This is a genomic window from Kitasatospora sp. NPDC057512 (genome assembly GCF_042802135.1).
Classification (GTDB): domain Bacteria; phylum Actinomycetota; class Actinomycetes; order Streptomycetales; family Streptomycetaceae; genus Kitasatospora.
On sequence record NZ_JBHVET010000054.1, the window covers coordinates 1 to 20,815 of the forward strand.

A 20,815-nucleotide genomic window follows, 5' to 3' on the forward strand; every position below is an offset into this window, starting at 1 on the left:
GCGAGCGGCCGCGCCGGGCGGGTGTGTCGGCCTTCGGGATCAGCGGCACCAACGTCCACGTGATCGTGGAGGAGGCCCCGGCAGCCGTCGAGGCGGCGCCCGAGCAGGGGTCGGAGCCGGAGAACGAGCAGGGGACGGCGCTTCCGGTCCTGACCGGTGGGACGTCGGTGTGGCGGGTCTCCGGTCGTAGTGCGGTGGCGCTGGCCGGTCAGGCCGGCCGACTGCGTGAACACGTGCTGGCGCGGCCGGAGTTGTCGGTCGGCGACGTCGCGTGGTCGCTCGCGACGACGCGTTCGGTGTTCGAGCAGCGTGCGGTCGTGCTGGGCGGCGAGCGGAGTGAGCTCGCGGCGGGTCTCGCGGCGGTGGCCACGGGGCAGCCCGCGCCCGGTGTCGTGACCGGCGGACTCGCTCCCGGTGGGGTGGGGCGGACGGTGTTCGTCTTCCCGGGGCAGGGGAGCCAGTGGGTCGGGATGGGCCGTGAGTTGGCGGAGGTTTCGCCGGTGTTCGCGGCGCGGCTGGCGGAGTGTGCTGAGGCTCTCGCGCCGTATGTGGACTGGCAGTTGGACGATGTGCTGGCGGGGCGTCACGGTTTCGAGGCCGCTGACGTGGTGCAGCCGGCGCTGTGGGCGGTGATGGTCTCGCTGGCCGCCGTGTGGGAGGCGGCGGGTGTCGCTCCGGATGCCGTGGTGGGTCACTCGCAGGGTGAGATCGCCGCTGCCGCTGTGGCGGGGATCCTGTCGCTGGAGGACGCGGCGAAGGTCGTCGTTCTGCGGAGCAAGACTCTGAAGGCGCTGGCCGGTCGCGGTGGGATGCTGTCGATCGCGGAGCCGGTGGAGGGTGTTCGGGCGCGGATCGCTTCGTACGGTTCCCGTCTGTCGGTCGCGGCCGTGAACGGTCCGTCGGCGACGGTGGTGTCCGGTGACGCGGACGCGCTGCGTGAACTGGCGGACTCCTGTGGGGATTCGCCGCGTGCTCGGATGATTCCGGTGGACTACGCGTCCCACAGCGCCCACGTGGACGAGCTGCGAGAGGAGATCCTCTCGGTTCTCCAGGGCATCGCGCCGACTGAGGCTCGTATCCCCATGGTGTCGGCGCTGACCGGCGAGTGGCTGTCGGGCCCGGAGATGGACCCGGCGTACTGGTACGCGTCGCTCCGGGAGACCGTCGAGTTCGACCGCGCCGTGCGGATCCTCGGCGACGCGGGCCACGGTGTGTTCCTGGAGGTCTCGCCGCATCCGGTGCTGACCCCGGCGATCGGTGACGCCCTGGAGTCGCTGTCCCCGGTCGTCGTGGGCACGCTGCGGCGCGACGAGGGAGGCGCCCAGCGTCTGCTGACGTCGTTCGCCGAGGCCTACGTCCAGGGCGCCACGGTGGACTGGGTGTCGGTCCTCGCCGGTGGCTCGACGGTGGACCTGCCGACGTACGCGTTCCAGCACCGTCACTACTGGCCCGAGGCGGTGGCCGAGGTCGCCGAAGTCTCCGTCGTCGACGCCGAGTTCTGGGCGGCGGTCGAGGGCGGCGACGCCGACGGCCTGGCGGCGGCCTTGAACATCGACGGCGACCGGTTGGGCGAGGTGCTGCCGGCGCTGGCCGACTACCGGCGCCGTGGCCAGGCCGATGCGGCGGTTGCGGACTGGCGGTACCGGGTGTCGTGGGCGCCGGTGAGTGAGTCCGGCGGGGTGCTGACCGGGACGTGGCTGCTGGTCGGGGACAGCACCGACGCGGCTGCGGTCGCGGAGGCGCTGGAGTCCCAGGGGGCAACGGTCGTCCGTACTGCGGTGGATGCCGTGGCTGAGGCGGTGGCCGCGTGCTCCGACCTGAGCGGTGTGGTGTCGCTGCTGGCGCTGGACGAGTCGCCGGAGGAGGCGTTCCCGTGGGTGTCGCGCGGTGGTGCTGACACGCTCGCGCTGATTCGGACGCTTGATCGTGCCGGGGTTGTCGCTCCTCTGTGGGTGGTGACGCGGGGTGCGGTGCGGGCGGTCGCGGGTGATGTGGTGCGGCCGGTGCAGGCGCAGGTGTGGGGTCTGGGCGCGGTGGCGGCGCTGGAGTTGGCGGGTCGCTGGGGCGGTTTGATCGATCTGCCTGCTGCCGTGGACGCGCGTACGGGTGCGCGGTTGGCGTCCGTGCTGGTCGGCGATGAGGATCAGGTGGCGGTGCGTGCGGGCGGGGTGGTGGCGCGGCGGTTGACGCGTGCCGGCCGTCCGGCTGTCCGTGAGGCGTGGTCGCCGCGTGGTTCGGTCCTGGTGACCGGTGGCACGAGCGGCGTCGGTGCGATCACCGCCCAGTGGGTGGCGGATCGTGGTGCGTCGCGGGTCGTCCTGACGTCCCGTTCGGGCCCGGGTGCTGCCGGTGTGGCGGAGTTGGCGGCCTCGATCGTGGCTCGCGGTTCGGCGGTCGAGGTGGTGGCGTGTGACGTTGCCGACCGCGCTTCCGTGGCGAGCCTGCTGGACCGTATCGATGCGATCGGTCCGGTGCTGTCGTCGGTGGTTCACTCGGCGGGTGTGGGTGACCGTAGGCCGGTCGAGGAGATCGAGCCTTCGGACCTGTCCTGGTTGCTGTCGGCGAAGGTCGGCGGTGCCATGGTGCTGGACGAGTTGACGGCGGGTCGGGATCTCGACGCGTTCGTGTTGTTCTCGTCGGGTGCGGGTGTGTGGGGCAGCGGTGGCCTGGGTGGTTACGCTGCGGCGAACGCGCACCTGGACGCCCTGGTGGAGGACCGCCGTTCCCGGGGTCTGGTGGCCAGTTCCATCGCGTGGGGCCTGTGGGCCGGTGTCGGGATGGCCGCGAGCTCGGGTGGTGAGCGGTTGCGTGAGTTCGGTATGGAGGGCATCGACGGGCGTCGGGGCATGCTGGCGCTGGGCCAGGTCCTGGACGCCGGTGAGGGCGCGATGGTGGTGGCCGGCTTCGACTGGCCGCAGTTCGTGCCGACCTACACCCTGCACCGGGCCAGCCGTCTGCTGGCGGACCTTCCCGAGGTCCGCGCGGTCCTGTCCGCTGAGGCCGCCGTCGAGTCCACCACCGAGGAAGTCGGCGCGTGGGCAGGCCGGTTGGCCGGAATGCCGGTCGCTGAGCAGCGCCAGGTCCTGACCGACCTCGTGCGCGGTCACGCGGCCGCCGTCCTGGGTCACGACTCGGCGGACGACGTGCTGCCGCAGCGGGCGTTCAAGGAGCTGGGCTTCGACTCCGTCGGAGCGGTCGAGCTACGGAACCGCCTGTCGAAGGCGCTCGGCGTCCGACTCGTCTCCACGATGGTCTTCGACCACCCGAACGCCGCCGCCGTCGCGGACTACGTACGCGGCGAACTCGTCGGCGCGGACGAGCAGACGGTCCAGCGGGACGGCGCGGTCCAGGTCGTTGCCGCGGCGATCGGCGAGCCGATCGCGATCGTCGGCATGGGATGCCGGTACCCGGGCGGGGCGGTCGGCCCCGAGCAGTTCTGGAACATGGTGGCCTCCGGCACCGACACCATCGGCGGCTTCCCGGCCGACCGTGGGTGGGACGCCTACGAGGAGGAGTTCGGCAAGGGCCAGGAGTACCGCCGACTGGGCGGATTCGTCCATGACGCGGCCGAGTTCGACGCCGGGTTCTTCGGGATCAGCCCGCGTGAGGCGCTGTCGATGGACCCGCAGCAGCGGCTGCTGCTGGAGACCTCCTGGGAGGCGATCGAGCACGGCGGGATCGACCCGAAGTCGCTGCACGGCTCGGCGACCGGCGTCTTCGTCGGCGCCAACTTCTCGGGGTACAGCTCGGTCCTTCCGGTCGAGGACACCAGCCTGGACGGCTACCGGCTGATCGGGAACGTGACCGCCGTCCACTCCGGCCGCATCTCGTACTGCCTGGGCCTGACCGGCCCTGCTCTGACGGTGGACACGGCCTGCTCGTCCTCGCTGGTGGCGATGCACCAGGCGGTACAGGCGCTGCGGGCCGGCGAGTGCTCGATGGCGCTGGCCGGCGGCGTGGCCGTGATGGTCTCGCCCGCCGCGTTCGTGGAGTTCTCCCAGCAGGGCGGCATGGCGTCCAGTGGTCGGTCGAAGGCGTTCTCGGACGAGGCCGACGGCATCGGCTGGGGCGAGGGCGCGGGCATGGTGCTGCTGGAGCGCCTGTCCGATGCCCGGCGCAACGGGCACCAGGTGCTGGCGGTGATCCGTGGCAGCGCGGCGAACCAGGACGGTGCGTCGAACGGTCTGGCGGCGCCGAACGGTCCCTCGCAGCGGCGGGTGATCCGCGCCGCGTTGGCCAACGCCCAGCTGTCGGCGGCGGACGTGGACGTGGTGGAGGCGCACGGCACCGGCACGACGCTCGGTGACCCGATCGAGGCGCAGGCGCTGCTGGCCACCTACGGGCAGGCCGAGGACCGCGCCGCCGACCGGCCGTTGTGGCTGGGTTCGGTGAAGTCCAACATCGGGCACTCGCAGTGCGCGGCTGGTGTGGCCGGTGTGATCAAGATGGTGATGGCGCTGCGGCACGAGGTGCTGCCGAAGACGCTGCACGCGGACGAGCCCTCTTCGCACGTGGACTGGGAGACGGGCAACGTCCGTCTGCTCCAGGAGGCGGTGGAGTGGCCGGCGGGTGGGCGCCCGCGTCGCGCGGGTGTGTCGGCCTTCGGTGTGAGCGGCACCAACGTCCACCTGATCGTCGAGGAGGCGCCGGTCGCGACGGTCGAGGCCGAGCGCCCGGCGGAGGAGCCGGCGCCGGAGGTCCTCGGGACCGCGCCCTCGGTGTGGACGGTGTCGGGTCAGAGCGCTGCGGCGCTGGCCGGTCAGGCGGGTCGGCTGCGTGAACACGTGCTGGCGCGGCCGGAGTTGCCGATCGATGATGTGGCCTGGTCGTTGGCGACGACGCGTGCGGCGCTGGAGCACCGGGCCGTCGTGCTCGGTGGCGAGCGGAGTGAGCTCGCTGAGCGCCTCGCGGCGGTGGCGACGAAGCAGCCCGCGTCCGGTGTGGTAACCGGGTCGGTGGCTCCCGGTGGGGTGGGGCGGACGGTGTTCGTCTTCCCGGGCCAGGGGAGCCAGTGGGTCGGTATGGGCCGTGAGTTGGCCGAGTCGTCCCCGGTCTTCGCCGCGCGGCTCGCGGAGTGCGCCGAGGCTCTGAAGCCTTACGTGGACTGGCAGTTGGGCGATGTGCTGGCCGGGCGTCACGGTTTCGAGGCCGCCGATGTGGTGCAGCCGGCGCTGTGGGCCGTGATGGTCTCGCTGGCGGCGGTCTGGGAGGCGGCCGGTGTCGCCCCGGACGCCGTGGTGGGTCACTCGCAGGGCGAGATCGCGGCCGCCGCTGTGGCGGGGATCCTGTCGCTGAACGATGCGGCGAAGGTCGTTGCTCTGCGGAGCAAGACTCTGAAGGCGCTGGCCGGTCGTGGCGGGATGCTGTCGATCGCGGAGCCGGTGGCGGGTGTCCGGGCGCGGATCGCTTCGTACGGCGCTCGCTTGTCAGTCGCGGCCGTGAACGGTCCGTCGGCGACGGTGGTCTCCGGTGACGCGGACGCGCTGCGCGAACTGGCGGACTCCTGTGGCGAGTCGCCGCGTGCCCGGATGATTCCGGTGGACTACGCGTCCCACAGTGCCCACGTGGACGAGCTGCGCGAGGAGATCCTCGCCGTGCTTGAGGGCATCACGCCGACCGAGGCCCGGATCCCCATGGTGTCGGCGCTGACGGGCACGTGGCTGTCGGGCCCGGAGATGGACCCCGACTACTGGTACGCCTCGCTCCGGGAGACCGTCGAGTTCGAGCGGGCGGTCCGCATCCTGAGTGCCTCCGGGCACGGGGTGTTCGTGGAGGTGTCCCCGCACGCGGTGCTGACCGGTGCGGTGGGCGACGTCGTCGAGGACGTCGACGGCTCGGTGGTGGTCGGGACGCTGCGGCGCGACGAGGGCGGCGCCGAGCGCCTGCTGTCGTCGCTCGCCGAGGCCTACGTCCAGGGCGCTCCGGTCGACTGGGCGACGGTGCTCGGTGGTGGTGAGAGTGTCGGCCTGCCGACGTACGCCTTCCAGCGCCAGCGGTTCTGGCCGGAGCCGCGCACCCCGCAGCGGGCCAGGGCGTCGGTGGACGACTGGCGCTACCGGATCACCTGGCAGCCGTCCGCCATGAGCGGCCCGGCGGTCCTGTCCGGGACCTGGCTGCTGGTCGGGGACGCGCCGGACGCCAGTCTGATGGCCGAGGCGCTGGCGAGCTGTGGTGCCGAGGTCGCGCGGACGACGCCGGCGGGCCTCGGCGAGGCCGTCGCCGGTGCGGATGTCCAGGGCGTGGTGTCGCTGCTCGCGCTCGACGAGTCGCCGGACACCGAGTTCGGGTGGGTTCCGCGCGGAAGCGCCGACACCCTCGACCTGGTGCAGGCGTTGGGCCGGGCCGGGGTCACCGCTCCGCTGTGGGTGCTGACCCGCGGCGCGGTGCAGGCCGCGGCCGACGAGGTGACGACCAGCCCCACCCAGACCCAGGTCTGGGGTCTGGGCCGGGCCGTGGGCCTGGAGCACGCGGACCGCTGGGGCGGTCTGGTCGACCTGCCGCCGGTGGTGGACGCCGATGCCGCCGCCCGTCTGGTCGGCGTGTTCGCGGACGGCCGGGAGGACCAGGTCGCCGTCCGACCCTCGGGTGTCTTCCTGCGCCGGCTGGTGCGGGCGGAGGCCCGGCAGGTGGAGTCGGAGGGCTGGTCGCCGCGCGGCACCGTCCTGCTGACCGGCGGCACCGGCTCGATCGGCGTCTGCATCGGCCCGTGGCTGGCCGAGCACCGTGCGCCGAGGGTCGTCCTGACCTCCCGCTCCGGCCCGTCGGCGTACGGCGTGGCGGCGCTGGCCGCCGCCGTGGCGAACGGGGGATCCGCTGTCGAGGTCGTCAGCTGCGACCTGACGGAGCGTGCGCAGGTCACGGCGATGGTCTCGTGGATCGAGAACACCGGTCCCGGCCTGTCGACCGTCCTGCACTCGGCGAACACGCCGTACCTCTCGCGGGTGGAGCACACGGATCACGAAGGCCTGGCGGCGGCCCTCGGCGCGAAGGCGGCCGGGGCCACCTACCTGGACGAGGCGACGGCGGACCTGGGCATCGACGAGTTCGTGATGTTCTCCTCGATCTCCGCCACGTGGGGCAGCAACGACCACGCCGCGTACGCCGCCGGGAACTCCTTCCTGGACGGGCTCGCGGAGGACCGGCGCGGCCGGGGCCTGCCCGGGACGTCGATCGCGTGGGGTGTGTGGAACACCCGTGACTGGGACGCGGTGGACGCGGTGATGGACCAGGCTCCCGGCCGGGTGACCCCGCACCGTCTGCTGCGGCAGGGCATGAACTTCCTAGACACGCAGCGGGCGTTGATGGCGCTCGGCGAGGTCCTGGCCGACGACGAGACGTTCATCGCGGTCGCGGATGTGGAGTGGGAGAAGTTCGCGCCGGTCTTCACGGCCGCGCGTCCCCGTCCGCTGCTGGACACCATTCCGGAGGCGCAGGAGGACACCGCCCCCGGCCGTACGGTCGATGACCAGCGCGGCGAGTTCGCCGCGCGCCTGGCGGGCCTGTCGGTCGCCGAGCGGCGTCGGACCGTCGTGGAGCTGGTGCGGACGCAGGCGGCCGCGGTGCTGGGCCATGAGTCGGCGGACGAGATCGTGGCGAGCCGGGCGTTCCGTGAGCTGGGCTTCGACTCGCTGACCGCCGTGGACCTGCGCAACCGCCTGAACGCGGCCGTGGGCGTCCGGCTGCCGTCCACGGTGATCTTCGACCACCCGAGCGCCTCGGCGCTGGCGGACGAGATCCTCGCCATGCTGTTCGGGAGCGTCTCGGAGGAGAACGCCCCGGTGGTGGTGCAGCCGGCCTCGACCGATCCGATCGCGATCGTCGGCATGGCCTGCCGCTACCCGGGTGGCGTCCGGACGCCCGAGGAGCTGTGGGACCTGCTGGCGGCGGGTGGGGACGCGATCGGCGCGTTCCCGGCCGACCGCGGCTGGGACGTCGAGGGCCTGTTCGACCCGGACCCGGACGCCGAGGGCTCGACCTACGTCGTGGAGGGCGGATTCCTCGGCGGCGCCGGGGAGTTCGACGCCGGGTTCTTCGGGATCAGCCCGCGTGAGGCGATGGCGATGGACCCGCAGCAGCGCCTGCTGCTGGAGACCTCCTGGGAGGCGGTCGAGCGGGCCGGCATCGACCCGAAGTCGCTGCACGGCTCCGCCACCGGCGTGTTCATCGGTGCGGCCGCCTCCGGCTACATCGGGGTGTTGGGCGACGAGGCGGAGGCCCAGGCGCACCTGATCACCGGGAACGCGCTGAGCGTGCTCTCCGGCCGGGTGTCGTACACGCTGGGTCTGAACGGGCCCGCGGTGACCGTCGACACGGCGTGCTCCTCCTCGCTGGTGGCGATGCACCAGGCGGTGCAGGCGCTGCGGTCGGGCGAGTGCACGGTGGCGCTGGCCGGCGGTGTGACGGTGATGGCCGACGCCGGCGAGTTCGTGAGCTTCTCGCGGCTGCGCGCGCTGTCGGCCGACGGCCGCTGCAAGGCCTTCGGCGAGGGTGCGGACGGCATGGGCATGGGCGAGGGCGTCGGCATGCTGGTGCTGGAGCGGCTGTCGGACGCCCGCCGCAACGGGCACCGGGTGCTCGGCGTGGTGCGCGGCAGCGCGATCAACCAGGACGGCGCCTCCAACGGCCTCACGGCGCCGAACGGCCCGGCCCAGCGACGGGTCATACGGGCGGCGTTGGCGAGTGCGCAGCTGTCGGCGGCGGACGTGGACGTGGTCGAGGCACACGGGACGGGTACGGAGCTGGGTGACCCGATCGAGGCGGGCGCGCTGCTGGCGACGTACGGCCAGGAGCGTTACGGGGACCGGCCGTTGTGGCTGGGTTCGGTGAAGTCCAACATCGGGCATGCGCAGCAGGCCGCCGGTGTGGCCGGTGTGATCAAGATGGTGCTGGCGCTGCGGGCCGGGGTGTTGCCGAAGACGCTGCACGCCGATGAGCCGTCCTCGCACGTGGACTGGGAGACGGGCAACGTCCGTCTGCTCCAGGAGTCGGTGGAGTGGCCGGCGGGCGAGCGGCCGCGCCGGGCGGGTGTGTCGGCCTTCGGGATCAGCGGCACCAACGCGCACGTGATCATCGAAGAGGCGCCGGCCGAGGCGGAGGCGCCCGTCGACAGTGACACCGGGAACGTCGTGCCGGTGCTGTCGGGTGACGTCCCGGCGTGGGTGCTGTCCGCGCGGGACACCGAGGCGCTCGCCGGCCAGGCCGGTCGACTGCGTGAACACGTGCTGGCGCGGCCGGAGTTGGCGGTCAGTGATGTGGCGTGGTCGCTCGCGACGACGCGCGCGGCGCTGGAGCACCGGGCCGTCGTGCTCGGCGGCGAGCGAAGCGAGTTCGCGGAGCGTCTGGCGGCGGTGGCCACGGGGCAGCCGGCGGCGGGTGTGGTGACCGGCTCGGTGACTGCTGCCGGGGTGGGGCGGACGGTGTTCGTCTTCCCGGGGCAGGGCAGCCAGTGGGTCGGGATGGGGCGTGAGCTGGCGGAGTCGTCGCCGGTGTTCGCGGCACGGCTGGCGGAGTGCGCCGAGGCCCTGAAGCCTTACGTGGACTGGCAGTTGGATGACGTCCTGGCCGGTCGGCATGGTTTCGAGGCCGCTGACGTGGTGCAGCCGGCGCTGTGGGCCGTGATGGTCTCGCTGGCCGCCGTGTGGGAGGCGGCTGGTGTCGCTCCCGATGCGGTGGTGGGTCACTCGCAGGGTGAGATTGCGGCGGCTGCTGTGGCGGGGATCCTGTCGCTGGAGGACGCGGCGAAGGTCGTCGTTCTGCGGAGCAAGACTCTGAAGGCCCTGGCCGGTCGCGGTGGGATGCTGTCGATCGCCGAGCCGGTGGAGGGTGTCCGAGCGCGGATCGCTTCGTACGGTTCCCGGTTGTCCATCGCGGCGGTGAACGGTCCGTCGGCGACGGTCGTCTCCGGTGACGCGGACGCGCTGCGTGAACTCGCCGAGTCGTGCGGGGATTCGCCGCGTGCCCGGATGATTCCGGTGGACTACGCGTCGCACAGCGCGCATGTGGACGAGCTGCGGGAGGAGATCCTTTCGGTTCTCCAGGGCATCGCGCCGACCGAGGCCCGCATCCCGATGATCTCCGCGCTGACGGGCGAGTGGCTGGCGGGCTCCGAGCTGGACCCGGCGTACTGGTACGCGTCGCTGCGCGAGACCGTCGAGTTCGAGCGGGCGGTCCGCCTGCTGGGCGAGTCCGGGCACGGTGTGTTCCTGGAGGTGTCCCCGCATCCGGTGCTGACACCGGCGATCGGCGACGCCCTGGAGGCGCTGTCCCCGGTCGTCGCGGGCACGCTGCGACGTGAAGAAGGCGGCGCCCAGCGTCTGCTGACCTCGTTCGCCGAGGTGTACGCGCAGGGGCTCCCGGTCGACTGGGCCGCCGTGCTCGGCCGCGGCTCGACGGTGGACCTGCCCACCTACGCCTTCCGCCACCGCCACTACTGGCCGGAGGCGGACCACAAGCGCGCGGACGTCACGGTGGCCACCGGTGCGGAGGCGGGCTTTTGGACCGCCGTGGAGAGTGGTGATGCCACCGCGCTCGCCGATCTGCTCGGGGTGGACCCGGCGGATGCCGCTCTGGGCGCGCTGACCGACTGGCGGCGCCGTGAGCGGGCCGGGTCGGCGGTCGCGGACTGGCGGTACCGGGTGTCGTGGGCGCCGGTGAGCGAGTCCGGCGGGGTATTGACCGGGACGTGGCTGCTGGTCGGGGACAGCCCCGACGCGGCTGCGGTCGCGGAGGCGCTGGACCTTCCGGGTGCGCGGGTCGTCCGCTCGACTCCGGACGGCGTCGCCGCTGCGGTGGCCGCGAACTCCGACCTGCGGGGCGTGGTCTCTCTGCTGGCGCTGGACGAGTCCCCGGAGGAAGCGTTCCCGCTGGTTCCGGGTGGTCTGGCCGCGACGGTCGCGCTGGTTCAGGAGCTTGGCCGGCTCGGTGTGTCCGCTCCTCTGTGGGTGGTGACGCGGGGCGCGGTGCGGGCGGTCGCAGGCGATGCGGTGCGGCCGGTGCAGGCGCAGGTCTGGGGTCTGGGGGCCGTGGCGGCGCTGGAGTTGGCGGGCCGCTGGGGCGGTCTGATCGACCTCCCGACAACGGTGGACGCCCGCGTCGGCGCTCGGCTGGTGTCGGTTCTCGCGGGTGTCGAGGATCAGGTGGCGGTGCGTGCGGGCGGGGTGGTGGCGCGGCGGTTGGTGCGTGCCGGTCGTCCGGCTGTCCGTGAGGCGTGGTCGCCGCGTGGTTCGGTGCTGGTGACGGGTGGCACGAGCGGTGTGGGTGCGATCACGGCCCAGTGGGTGGCGGATCGTGGTGCGTCGCGGGTGGTGCTGACGTCTCGTTCGGGTGCGGGTGCCGCCGGTGTGGCGGAGTTGGCGGCTTCGATTGCGGCTCGTGGCTCGGCGGTGGAGGTGGTGGCGTGTGACGTCGCCGACCGGGCTTCCGTGGCGGGCCTGCTGGACCGTATCGACGTGACGGGCCCGGTGCTGTCGTCGGTGGTCCACTCGGCGGGTGTCGGTGACCGTCGGCCGGTCGAGGAGATCGAGCCTTCGGACCTGTCCTGGTTGCTGTCGGCGAAGGTCGGCGGTGCCATGGTGCTGGACGAGTTGACGGTGGGTCGGGATCTGGACGCGTTCGTGCTGTTCTCGTCGGGTGCGGGTGTGTGGGGCAGCGGTGGCCTGGGTGGTTACGCTGCGGCGAACGCGCACCTGGACGCGTTGGTGGAGGACCGCCGGGCCCGGGGTCTGGTGGCCAGTTCCATCGCGTGGGGCCTGTGGGCCGGTGTCGGGATGGCCGCGAGCTCGGGTGGTGAGCGGTTGCGTGAGTTCGGCATGGAGGGCATCGACGGGCGTCGGGGCATGCTGGCCTTGGGCCAGGTCCTGGACGCCGGTGAGGGTGCGATGGTGGTGGCCGGCTTCGACTGGCCGCAGTTCGTGCCGACCTATACCCTTCACCGGGCCAGTCGTCTGCTGGCCGATCTGCCCGAGGTGCGGGAGGTCCTGGCCGCCGAGGCCGTCGTCACCACGACCGAGGAAGTCGGCGCGTGGGCGGGCCGGTTGGCCGGAATGCCGGCCGCGGAGCAGCGCCAGGTCCTGACCGATCTGGTGCGCGGTCACGCGGCCGCCGTCCTCGGCCACGACTCGGCGGACGACGTGCTGCCGCAACGCGCGTTCAAGGAGCTGGGCTTCGACTCCGTCGGAGCGGTCGAGCTACGGAACCGCCTGTCGAAGGCGCTCGGTATCAAGCTGGCCTCCACGATGGTCTTCGACCACCCGAACGCCACCGCCCTCGCGGAGCAACTCCTGCGCGAGTTCATGCCGGAGCAGGCCGCTCCGGAGGGTGACGCGGACGAGCTGGCCCTCAGGGAGACCATCTCGGCGATCCCGCTGGCCCGCATCCGGCAGGCCGGCCTGCTGGACCTGCTGCTGCAACTCGCCGACCCGGCCCAGGACAACGGCGCGAACAGTCGAACGGACACGGCATCCATCGACGGCATGGACGCCGAAGACCTCATTCGCATAGCCCTCGATGGCAAAGACTCCTGACGCCCTCGTTGATTCGGAGCACATGATCATGAAAACGACCAACGACAGGCTCGTCGAAGCACTTCGCACCTCCCTCAAGGAAGCCGAACGGCTCCGGCAGCAGAACAGCGCACTCCTTGCGGCGTCGAGCGAGCCGATCGCGATCGTGGGTGCGGGCTGCCGGTTCCCGGGCGGTGTGACGGGGCCCGAGGAGTTCTGGGACCTGGTGGCCGGCGGCGTCGACGCGGTGGGCGCCTTCCCGGCCGACCGCGGCTGGGAGGCCTTCGAGGAGGCGTTCGGCCGAGGGCAGACGTACCGGCGACAGGGCGGGTTCGTCTACGACGCGACCGAGTTCGACGCGGGGTTCTTCGGGATCAGTCCGCGTGAGGCGCTGGCGATGGACCCGCAGCAGCGGCTGCTGCTGGAGACCTCGTGGGAGGCCATCGAACACGGCGGGATCGACCCGAAGTCGCTGCACGGCTCGATGACCGGTGTGTTCATCGGAGCGAACACGTCGGGGTACAGCTCGGTCCTGCCCGTCGAGGACGAGAGCCTGGACGGCTACCGGCTGATCGGCGCGGTGTCGGCGGTCGCGTCGGGTCGGATCTCGTACTGCCTGGGCCTGACCGGTCCGGCGGTGACGGTGGACACGGCGTGCTCGTCGTCTCTGGTGGCGATGCACCAGGCGATCCTGGCGCTGCGGTCGGGTGAGTGCTCGATGGCGCTGGCCGGCGGTGTCGCGGTGATGGTGTCGCCGGGTGCGTTCATGGAGTTCGGGCGTCAGGGCGGTATGGCGTCCAGCGGTCGGTCGAAGGCGTTCTCGGAGGAGGCCGACGGCATCGGCTGGGGCGAGGGCGCGGGCATGGTGCTGCTGGAGCGCCTGTCCGATGCCCGGCGCAACGGGCACCAGGTGCTGGCGGTGATCCGTGGCAGCGCGGCGAACCAGGACGGTGCGTCGAACGGTCTGGCGGCGCCGAACGGTCCCTCGCAGCGGCGGGTGATCCGCGCCGCGTTGGCCAACGCCCAGCTGTCGGCGGCGGACGTGGACGTGGTCGAGGCGCACGGCACCGGCACGACGCTCGGTGACCCGATCGAGGCGCAGGCGCTGCTGGCCACCTACGGGCAGGCCGAGGACCGCGCCGCCGACCGGCCGCTGTGGCTGGGGTCGGTCAAGTCCAACATCGGGCACTCGCAGTGCGCGGCCGGTGTGGCCGGTGTGATCAAGATGGTGATGGCGCTGCGGCACGAGGTGCTGCCGAAGACGCTGCACGCGGACGAGCCGTCCTCGCACGTGGACTGGACGTCCGGGAACGTGCGGCTGCTGAGCGAGTCGGTGGCGTGGCCGGCGGGTGAGCGGCCGCGCCGGGCGGGTGTGTCGGCGTTCGGTGTGAGCGGTACGAACGTCCACCTGATCGTGGAGGAGGCCCCGGCGGCCGTCGAATCCGAGGCGCGGGAAGCCCAGGAGCTTCCGGTGTTCGCCGGTGGGGCGTCGGCCTGGCCGGTCTCCGGTCAGAGCGCCGCGGCGCTGGCCGGTCAGGCGGATCGGCTACGTGAACACGTGCTGGCGCGGCCGGAGTTGGCGGTCGGCGATGTGGCGTGGTCGTTGGCGACGACGCGTGCGGCGCTGGAGCGCCGGGCCGTCGTGCTCGGTGCGGACCGGGATGAACTGGTGGCGGGGCTGACGGCCGTCGCCGCGGGGCAGCCGGCGGCGGGTGTGGTCACGGGGTCGGTGGCGGCCGCTGGTGTGGGGCGGACGGTGTTCGTCTTCCCCGGTCAGGGCAGTCAGTGGGTCGGGATGGGGCGTGAGCTGGCCGAGTCCTCCCCGGTGTTCGCCGCGCGGCTGGCCGAGTGTGCCGAGGCCCTGAAGCCTTACGTGGACTGGCAGTTGGACGATGTGCTGGCGGGTCGGCACGGTTTCGAGGCCGCCGATGTGGTGCAGCCGGCGCTCTGGGCGGTGATGGTCTCGCTCGCTGCGGTGTGGGAGGCGGCCGGTGTCGCTCCCGACGCGGTGCTGGGGCACTCGCAGGGCGAGATCGCCGCTGCGGCCGTCGCGGGGATTCTCTCCCTGGAAGACGCCGCCAAGGTGGTGGCTCTGCGGAGCAAGTCCCTGAAGGTGCTGGCCGGTCGAGGTGGGATGCTGTCGATCGCCGAGCCGGTGGAGGGTGTCCGAGCGCGGATCGCTTCGTACGGGTCCCGGTTGTCCATCGCGGCCGTGAACGGTCCGTCGGCGACGGTCGTCTCCGGCGACGCCGACGCGCTGCGCGAACTCGCCGACTCGTGTGGGGATTCGCCGCGTGCCCGGATGATTCCGGTGGACTACGCGTCCCACAGTGCGCACGTGGACGAGCTGCGCGAGGAGATTCTGGCCGTTCTCCAGGGCATCGCGCCGACCGAGGCCCGTATCCCCATGGTGTCCGCGCTGACCGGTGCGTGGCTGTCGGGCCCGGAGCTGGACCCGGCGTACTGGTACGCGTCCCTGCGTGAGACGGTGGAGTTCGACCGCGCCGTGCGGATCCTCGGCGATGCGGGGCACGGTGTGTTCCTGGAGGTGTCCCCGCATCCGGTGCTGACCCCGGCGATCGGTGACAGCCTGGAGGACCGTTCCCCGGTCGTCGTGGGCACGCTGCGGCGCGACGAGGGCGGCGCGCAGCGTCTGCTGACGTCGCTCGCCGAGGCCTACGTCCAGGGCGCCCCCGTCGACTGGGCGTCGGTGCTCGGCGGCGGGACGGCGGTCGCGCTGCCGACCTACGCGTTCCAGCGGCGGCGCTACTGGCCCGAGGCCCCGGCGGTGGAGCGGGCGAAGCTGTCGGTGGACGACTGGCGCTACCGCATCACCTGGCAGCCGTCCGCCGCGAGCGGCCCGGCGGCCCTGTCCGGCACTTGGCTCGTCGTGGGCGACGGCCCCGACGCGGCGACGGTCGCCGAGGCGCTGGCCGGTCAGGGCGCCGAGGTCGTGACGGCCGCGGGCCCGGAGCAGCTTGACGCGGTGCCGGCCGAGGGCGTGGCCGGTGTGGTGTCGCTGCTGGCCCTGGACGAGACGCCGCTGGCGGACCACCCGCTGGTCCAGCGCGGGCTGGCGGAGACCGTCGAGCTGGTGCAGGCATTGGGCCGGGCCGGGGTCACGGCTCCGCTGTGGGTGCTGACCCGTGGTGCGGTGGCCGTCGGCTCGGACGAGGTGACGACCAGCCCGGTGCAGACCCAGGTCTGGGGTCTCGGTCGCACGGTCGGTCTGGAGCACGCGGACCGCTGGGGCGGTCTGGTCGACCTGCCGCCGGTGCTGGACGCCGATGCCGCCGCCCGTCTGGTCGGGGTGTTCGCCGACGGCCGGGAGGACCAGGTCGCCGTCCGGCCCTCGGGCGTGTTCCTGCGCCGCCTGGTGCGGGCGGAGGCTCGGCAGGTGGAGTCGGAGGAGTGGTCGCCGCGCGGCACCGTCCTGCTGACCGGCGGCTCGGGTGCGATCGGCGTGGTCCTCGGTCCGTGGCTGGCCGAGCACGGTGCGCCGAGGGTCGTTCTGACCTCGCGCTCCGGTCCGTCGGCGCCCGGGGTGGCGGCGCTCGCGGCCACGTTGGCGCAGGCCGGTTCGGCCGTCGAGGTCGTGTCGTGCGACCTGTCGGTGCGCGAGCAGGTGATCGGCATGGTGACGCGGATCGAGGAATCCGGCCCCGGCCTGTCCACCGTCCTGCACTCGGCGAACACCCCGTTCCTCGCACGGTTGGAGGACACCGACCGCGACGGGCTCGCCCTGGCGGTCGGCGCGAAGGCGGCCGGCGCCGTCCACCTGGACGAGGCGACGGCGGACCTGGACATCGACGAGTTCGTGATGTTCTCCTCGATCTCCGCCACGTGGGGCAGCAACGACCACGCCGCGTACGCCGCCGGGAACTCCTTCCTGGACGGGCTCGCCGAGGACCGGCGTGCCCGTGGCCTGCCGGGCACCTCGATCGCGTGGGGCGTGTGGAACACCCGTGACTGGGACGCGGTGGACGCGGTGATGGACCAGGCTCCCGGTCGGGTGACCCCGCACCGGCTGCTGCGGCAGGGTATGAACTTCCTGGACACGCAGCGGGCGTTGACGGCGCTGGGAGAGGTCCTCGCGGACGACGAGACGTTCATCGCGGTCGCGGACGTCGAGTGGGAGAAGTTCGCGCCGGTCTTCACGGCCGCCCGCCCGCGCCCGCTGCTGGACACCATTCCGGAGGCGCAGGAGGACACCGCCCCCCGTACGGTCGATGAGCAGCGCAGCGAGTTCGCCGCGCGCCTGGCGGGCCTGTCGGCCGCCGAGCGGCGCCGGACCGTCGTGGAGCTGGTCCGGGCACAGGCCGCAGCGGTGCTCGGCCACGACTCCGTGGACGAGATCGTGGCCAGCCGGGCGTTCCGCGAGCTGGGCTTCGACTCGCTGACCGCCGTCGAGCTCCGCAACCGGCTCAACGCGGCCGTGGGCGTGCGACTGCCGTCCACGGTGATCTTCGACCACCCGAGCGCCTCGGCGCTGGCGGACGAGATCCTGGCCGCACTGTTCGGCACGGACGCGGACGAGAGCCAGGCCGTGACGGCAGCGGCGGCGGTGTCGACCGATCCGATCGCGATCGTCGGCATGGCCTGCCGCTACCCCGGCGGTGTCCGGACGCCCGAGGAGCTGTGGGACCTGCTGGCGGCGGGCGGGGACGCGATCGGCGCGTTCCCGGCCGACCGCGGCTGGGACATCGACGCGCTCTTCGACCCGGACCCGGACGCCGAGGGCTCGACCTACGTGGTCGAGGGCGGATTCCTCAGCGGGGCGGCGGAGTTCGACGCCGGATTCTTCGGGATCAGCCCGCGCGAGGCCCTGGCGATGGACCCGCAGCAGCGGCTCCTGCTGGAGACCTCCTGGGAGGCCGTCGAGCGGGCCGGCATCGACCCGAAGTCGCTGCACGGTTCGGCCACCGGCGTCTTCGTCGGCGCGGCTTCCTCCGGCTACATCGGCGCCGCGAGCGGCGAGGCGGGCGCCCAGGCCCACCTGATCACCGGGAACGCGCTGAGCGTGCTGTCCGGCCGGATCTCGTACTCCCTGGGCCTGGTGGGCCCGGCGGTGACGGTGGACACGGCGTGCTCGTCGTCCCTGGTCGCGCTGCACCAGGCGGTGCAGGCCCTGCGATCGGGCGAGTGCGACGTCGCCCTCGCCGGCGGTGTGACGGTGATGGCCGACCCGGGCGAGTTCGTCGGCTTCTCGCGCCTGCGGGCGCTCGCCTCCGACGGCCGCTGCAAGGCCTTCGGCGAGAGCGCCGACGGCATGGGCATCGGCGAGGGCGCGGGCATGCTCGTGCTGGAGCGGCTCTCCGAAGCGCAGCGCAAGGGCCGTCGGATCCTGGGCCTGGTGCGCGGCTGCGCGATCAACCAGGACGGCGCGTCGAACGGTCTCACGGCGCCGAACGGCCCGGCCCAACGGCGGGTCATACGAGCGGCGTTGGCCAACGCCCGGATCTCGGCGGCGGACGTGGACGTGGTCGAGGCGCACGGGACGGGTACGGAGTTGGGCGACCCGATCGAGGCGGGTGCGCTGCTGGCGACGTACGGCCAGGAGCGTTTCGGGGACCGGCCGTTGTGGCTGGGTTCGGTGAAGTCGAACATCGGGCACGCGCAGCAGGCCGCGGGTGTGGCCGGTGTGATCAAGATGGTGCTGGCGCTGCGGGCTGGTGTGCTGCCGAAGACGCTGCACGCCGACGAGCCGTCCTCGCATGTCGACTGGGAGACGGGGAACGTCCGTCTGCTCCAGGACGCGGTGGAGTGGCCGGCGGGCGAGCGGCCGCGCCGGGCGGGTGTGTCGGCCTTCGGGATCAGCGGCACCAACGCGCACGTGATCATCGAAGAGGCCCCGACCGCGACCGACGCGAGCGACCAGGCTCCCGCCCCGACGGTGGAGAGCGGGGTTCAGGCGTGGGTGGTGTCCGGTCGTAGCGCGACCGCGCTGGCCGGCCAGGCGGGTCGACTGCGTGAACACGTGCTGGCGCGGCCGGAGTTGGCGGTCGGTGATGTGGCGTGGTCGCTCGCGACGACGCGTGCGGCGCTGGAGCACCGGGCCGTCGTGCTCGGCGGCGAGCGGGGTGAGCTCGCGGCGGGTCTCGCGGCGGTGGCCACGGGGCAGCCGGCGGCGGGTGTGGTCACGGGGTCGGTGGCGGCCGCTGGTGTGGGGCGGACGGTGTTCGTCTTCCCCGGTCAGGGCAGTCAGTGGGTCGGCATGGGGCGTGAGCTGGCGGAGTCGTCGCCGGTGTTCGCGGCGCGGCTGGCGGAGTGTGCTGAGGCTCTGAAGCCTTACGTGGACTGGCAGTTGGACGATGTTCTGGCGGGCCTTCATGGTTTCGAGGCCGCCGATGTGGTGCAGCCGGCGCTGTGGGCGGTGATGGTGTCGCTCGCTGCGGTGTGGGAGGCGGCCGGTGTTGCTCCCGATGCGGTGGTGGGGCACTCGCAGGGTGAGATCGCGGCGGCCGCTGTGGCCGGGATTCTCTCCCTCGATGACGCCGCCAAGGTCGTTGCTCTGCGGAGCAAGTCCCTGAAGGTGCTGGCCGGTCGCGGTGGGATGCTGTCGATCGCGGAGCCGGTGGAGGGTGTCCGGGCGCGGACCGCTTCGTACGGTTCCCGGTTGTCCATCGCGGCGGTGAACGGCCCGTCGGCGACGGTCGTCTCCGGCGACGCCGACGCACTGCGCGAACTCGCCGACTCCTGTGGGGATTCGCCGCGCGCCCGGATGATCCCGGTGGACTACGCCTCGCACAGCGCGCACGTGGACGAGCTGCGAGAGGAGATCCTCTCGGTTCTCCAGGGCATCGCGCCGACCGAGGCCCGCGTCCCCATGGTGTCGGCGCTGACCGGCGAGTGGCTCGCAGGCCCGGAGATGGACCCCGACTACTGGTACGCGTCCCTGCGCGAGACCGTCGAGTTCGACCGCGCCGTGCACATCCTCGGCGACGCAGGCCACGGCGTGTTCCTGGAGGTCTCGCCGCACCCGGTGCTGACCCCGGCGATCGGCGACAGCCTGGAAGACCGTTCCCCGGTCGTGGTGGGCACGCTGCGGCGCGACGAGGGCGGCGCGCAGCGACTGCTGACCTCGCTCGCCGAGGCCTATGTGCGGGGCCTTCCCGTCGACTGGGCCGGGCTCCTGGGCGGCGGCACGGTCGTGGACCTGCCGACGTACGCGTTCCAGCACCGTCACTACTGGCCCGAGGCGGTGGCCGAGGTTGCCGAGGTCTCCGCTGTCGACGCCGAGTTCTGGGCGGCGGTCGAGGGCGGCGACGCCGACGGCCTGGCGGCGGCCTTGAACATCGACGGCGACCGGTTGGGCGAGGTGTTGCCGGCGCTGGCCGACTACCGGCGCCGTGGCCAGGCCGGGTCGGCCGTTGCGGACTGGCGGTACCGGGTGTCGTGGGCGCCGGTGAGTGAGTCCGGCGGGGTGCTGTCCGGGACGTGGCTGCTGGTCGGGGAGGGCCCCGATGCGGGCGCTGTGGCGAAGGTGTTGGCCGATCACGGTGCCGACGTCGTCACCGCCGACCGTCCTGAGCGGATCGGTCAGACCGTGACCGCGCTCGGTGATCTGCGGGGTGTGGTGTCGCTGCTGGCGCTGGACGAGTCGCCGGAGGAGGCGTTCCCGTGGGTGTCGCGTGGTGGTGCTGACACGCTCGCGTTGGTTCAGGAGCTTGGCCGGCTCGGTGTGTCCGCTCCTCTGTGGGTGGTGACGCGGGGTGCGGTGCGGGCTGTCGCGGGTGATGTGGTGCGGCCGGTGCAGGCGCAGGTGTGGGGTCTGGGGGCCGTGGCGGCGCTGGAGTTGGCGGGCCGCTGGGGCGGTCTGATCGACCTCCCGACAACGGTGGACGCCCGTGTCGGCGCTCGGCTGGTGTCGGTTCTCGCGGGTGTCGAGGATCAGGTGGCGGTGCGTGCGGGTGGGGTGGTGGCGCGGCGGTTGGTGCGTGCCGGTCGTCCGGCTGTCCGTGAGGCGTGGTCGCCGCGTGGTTCGGTGCTGGTGACGGGTGGCACGAGCGGCGTGGGTGCGATCACCGCCCAGTGGGTGGCGGATCGTGGTGCGTCGCGGGTGGTGCTGACGTCCCGTTCGGGTGCGGGTGCTGCCGGTGTGGCGGAGTTGGCGGCCTCGATCGCGGCTCGCGGCTCGGCGGTCGAGGTGGTGGCGTGTGACGTCGCCGACCGGGCTTCCGTGGCGGAACTCCTGGGCCGTATCGACGTGACGGGACCGGCGCTGTCGTCGGTGGTCCACTCGGCCGGGACGGGCGGGAGGACGCCGGTGGAGCAGCTGTCGGTGGCCGAGCTGTCGCGGCTGCTGTCGGCGAAGG

Annotated in this window: 2 protein-coding genes; both read left to right on the top strand. The window is 72.8% G+C overall.

The genetic code is table 11. The features are described from left to right. The first annotated feature begins 23 nt into the window (after positions 1-23). Entirely contained in the window at positions 24-12,521 is a 12,498-nt protein-coding gene (locus ACFU6K_RS06545; protein ID WP_380661255.1) for a type I polyketide synthase, read from the top strand. 28 nt (positions 12,522-12,549) lie between these two features. Continuing rightward, positions 12,550-20,815 (top strand): type I polyketide synthase (locus tag ACFU6K_RS06550; protein WP_380661256.1); only part of this gene is annotated, 8,266 nt, incomplete at its 3' end.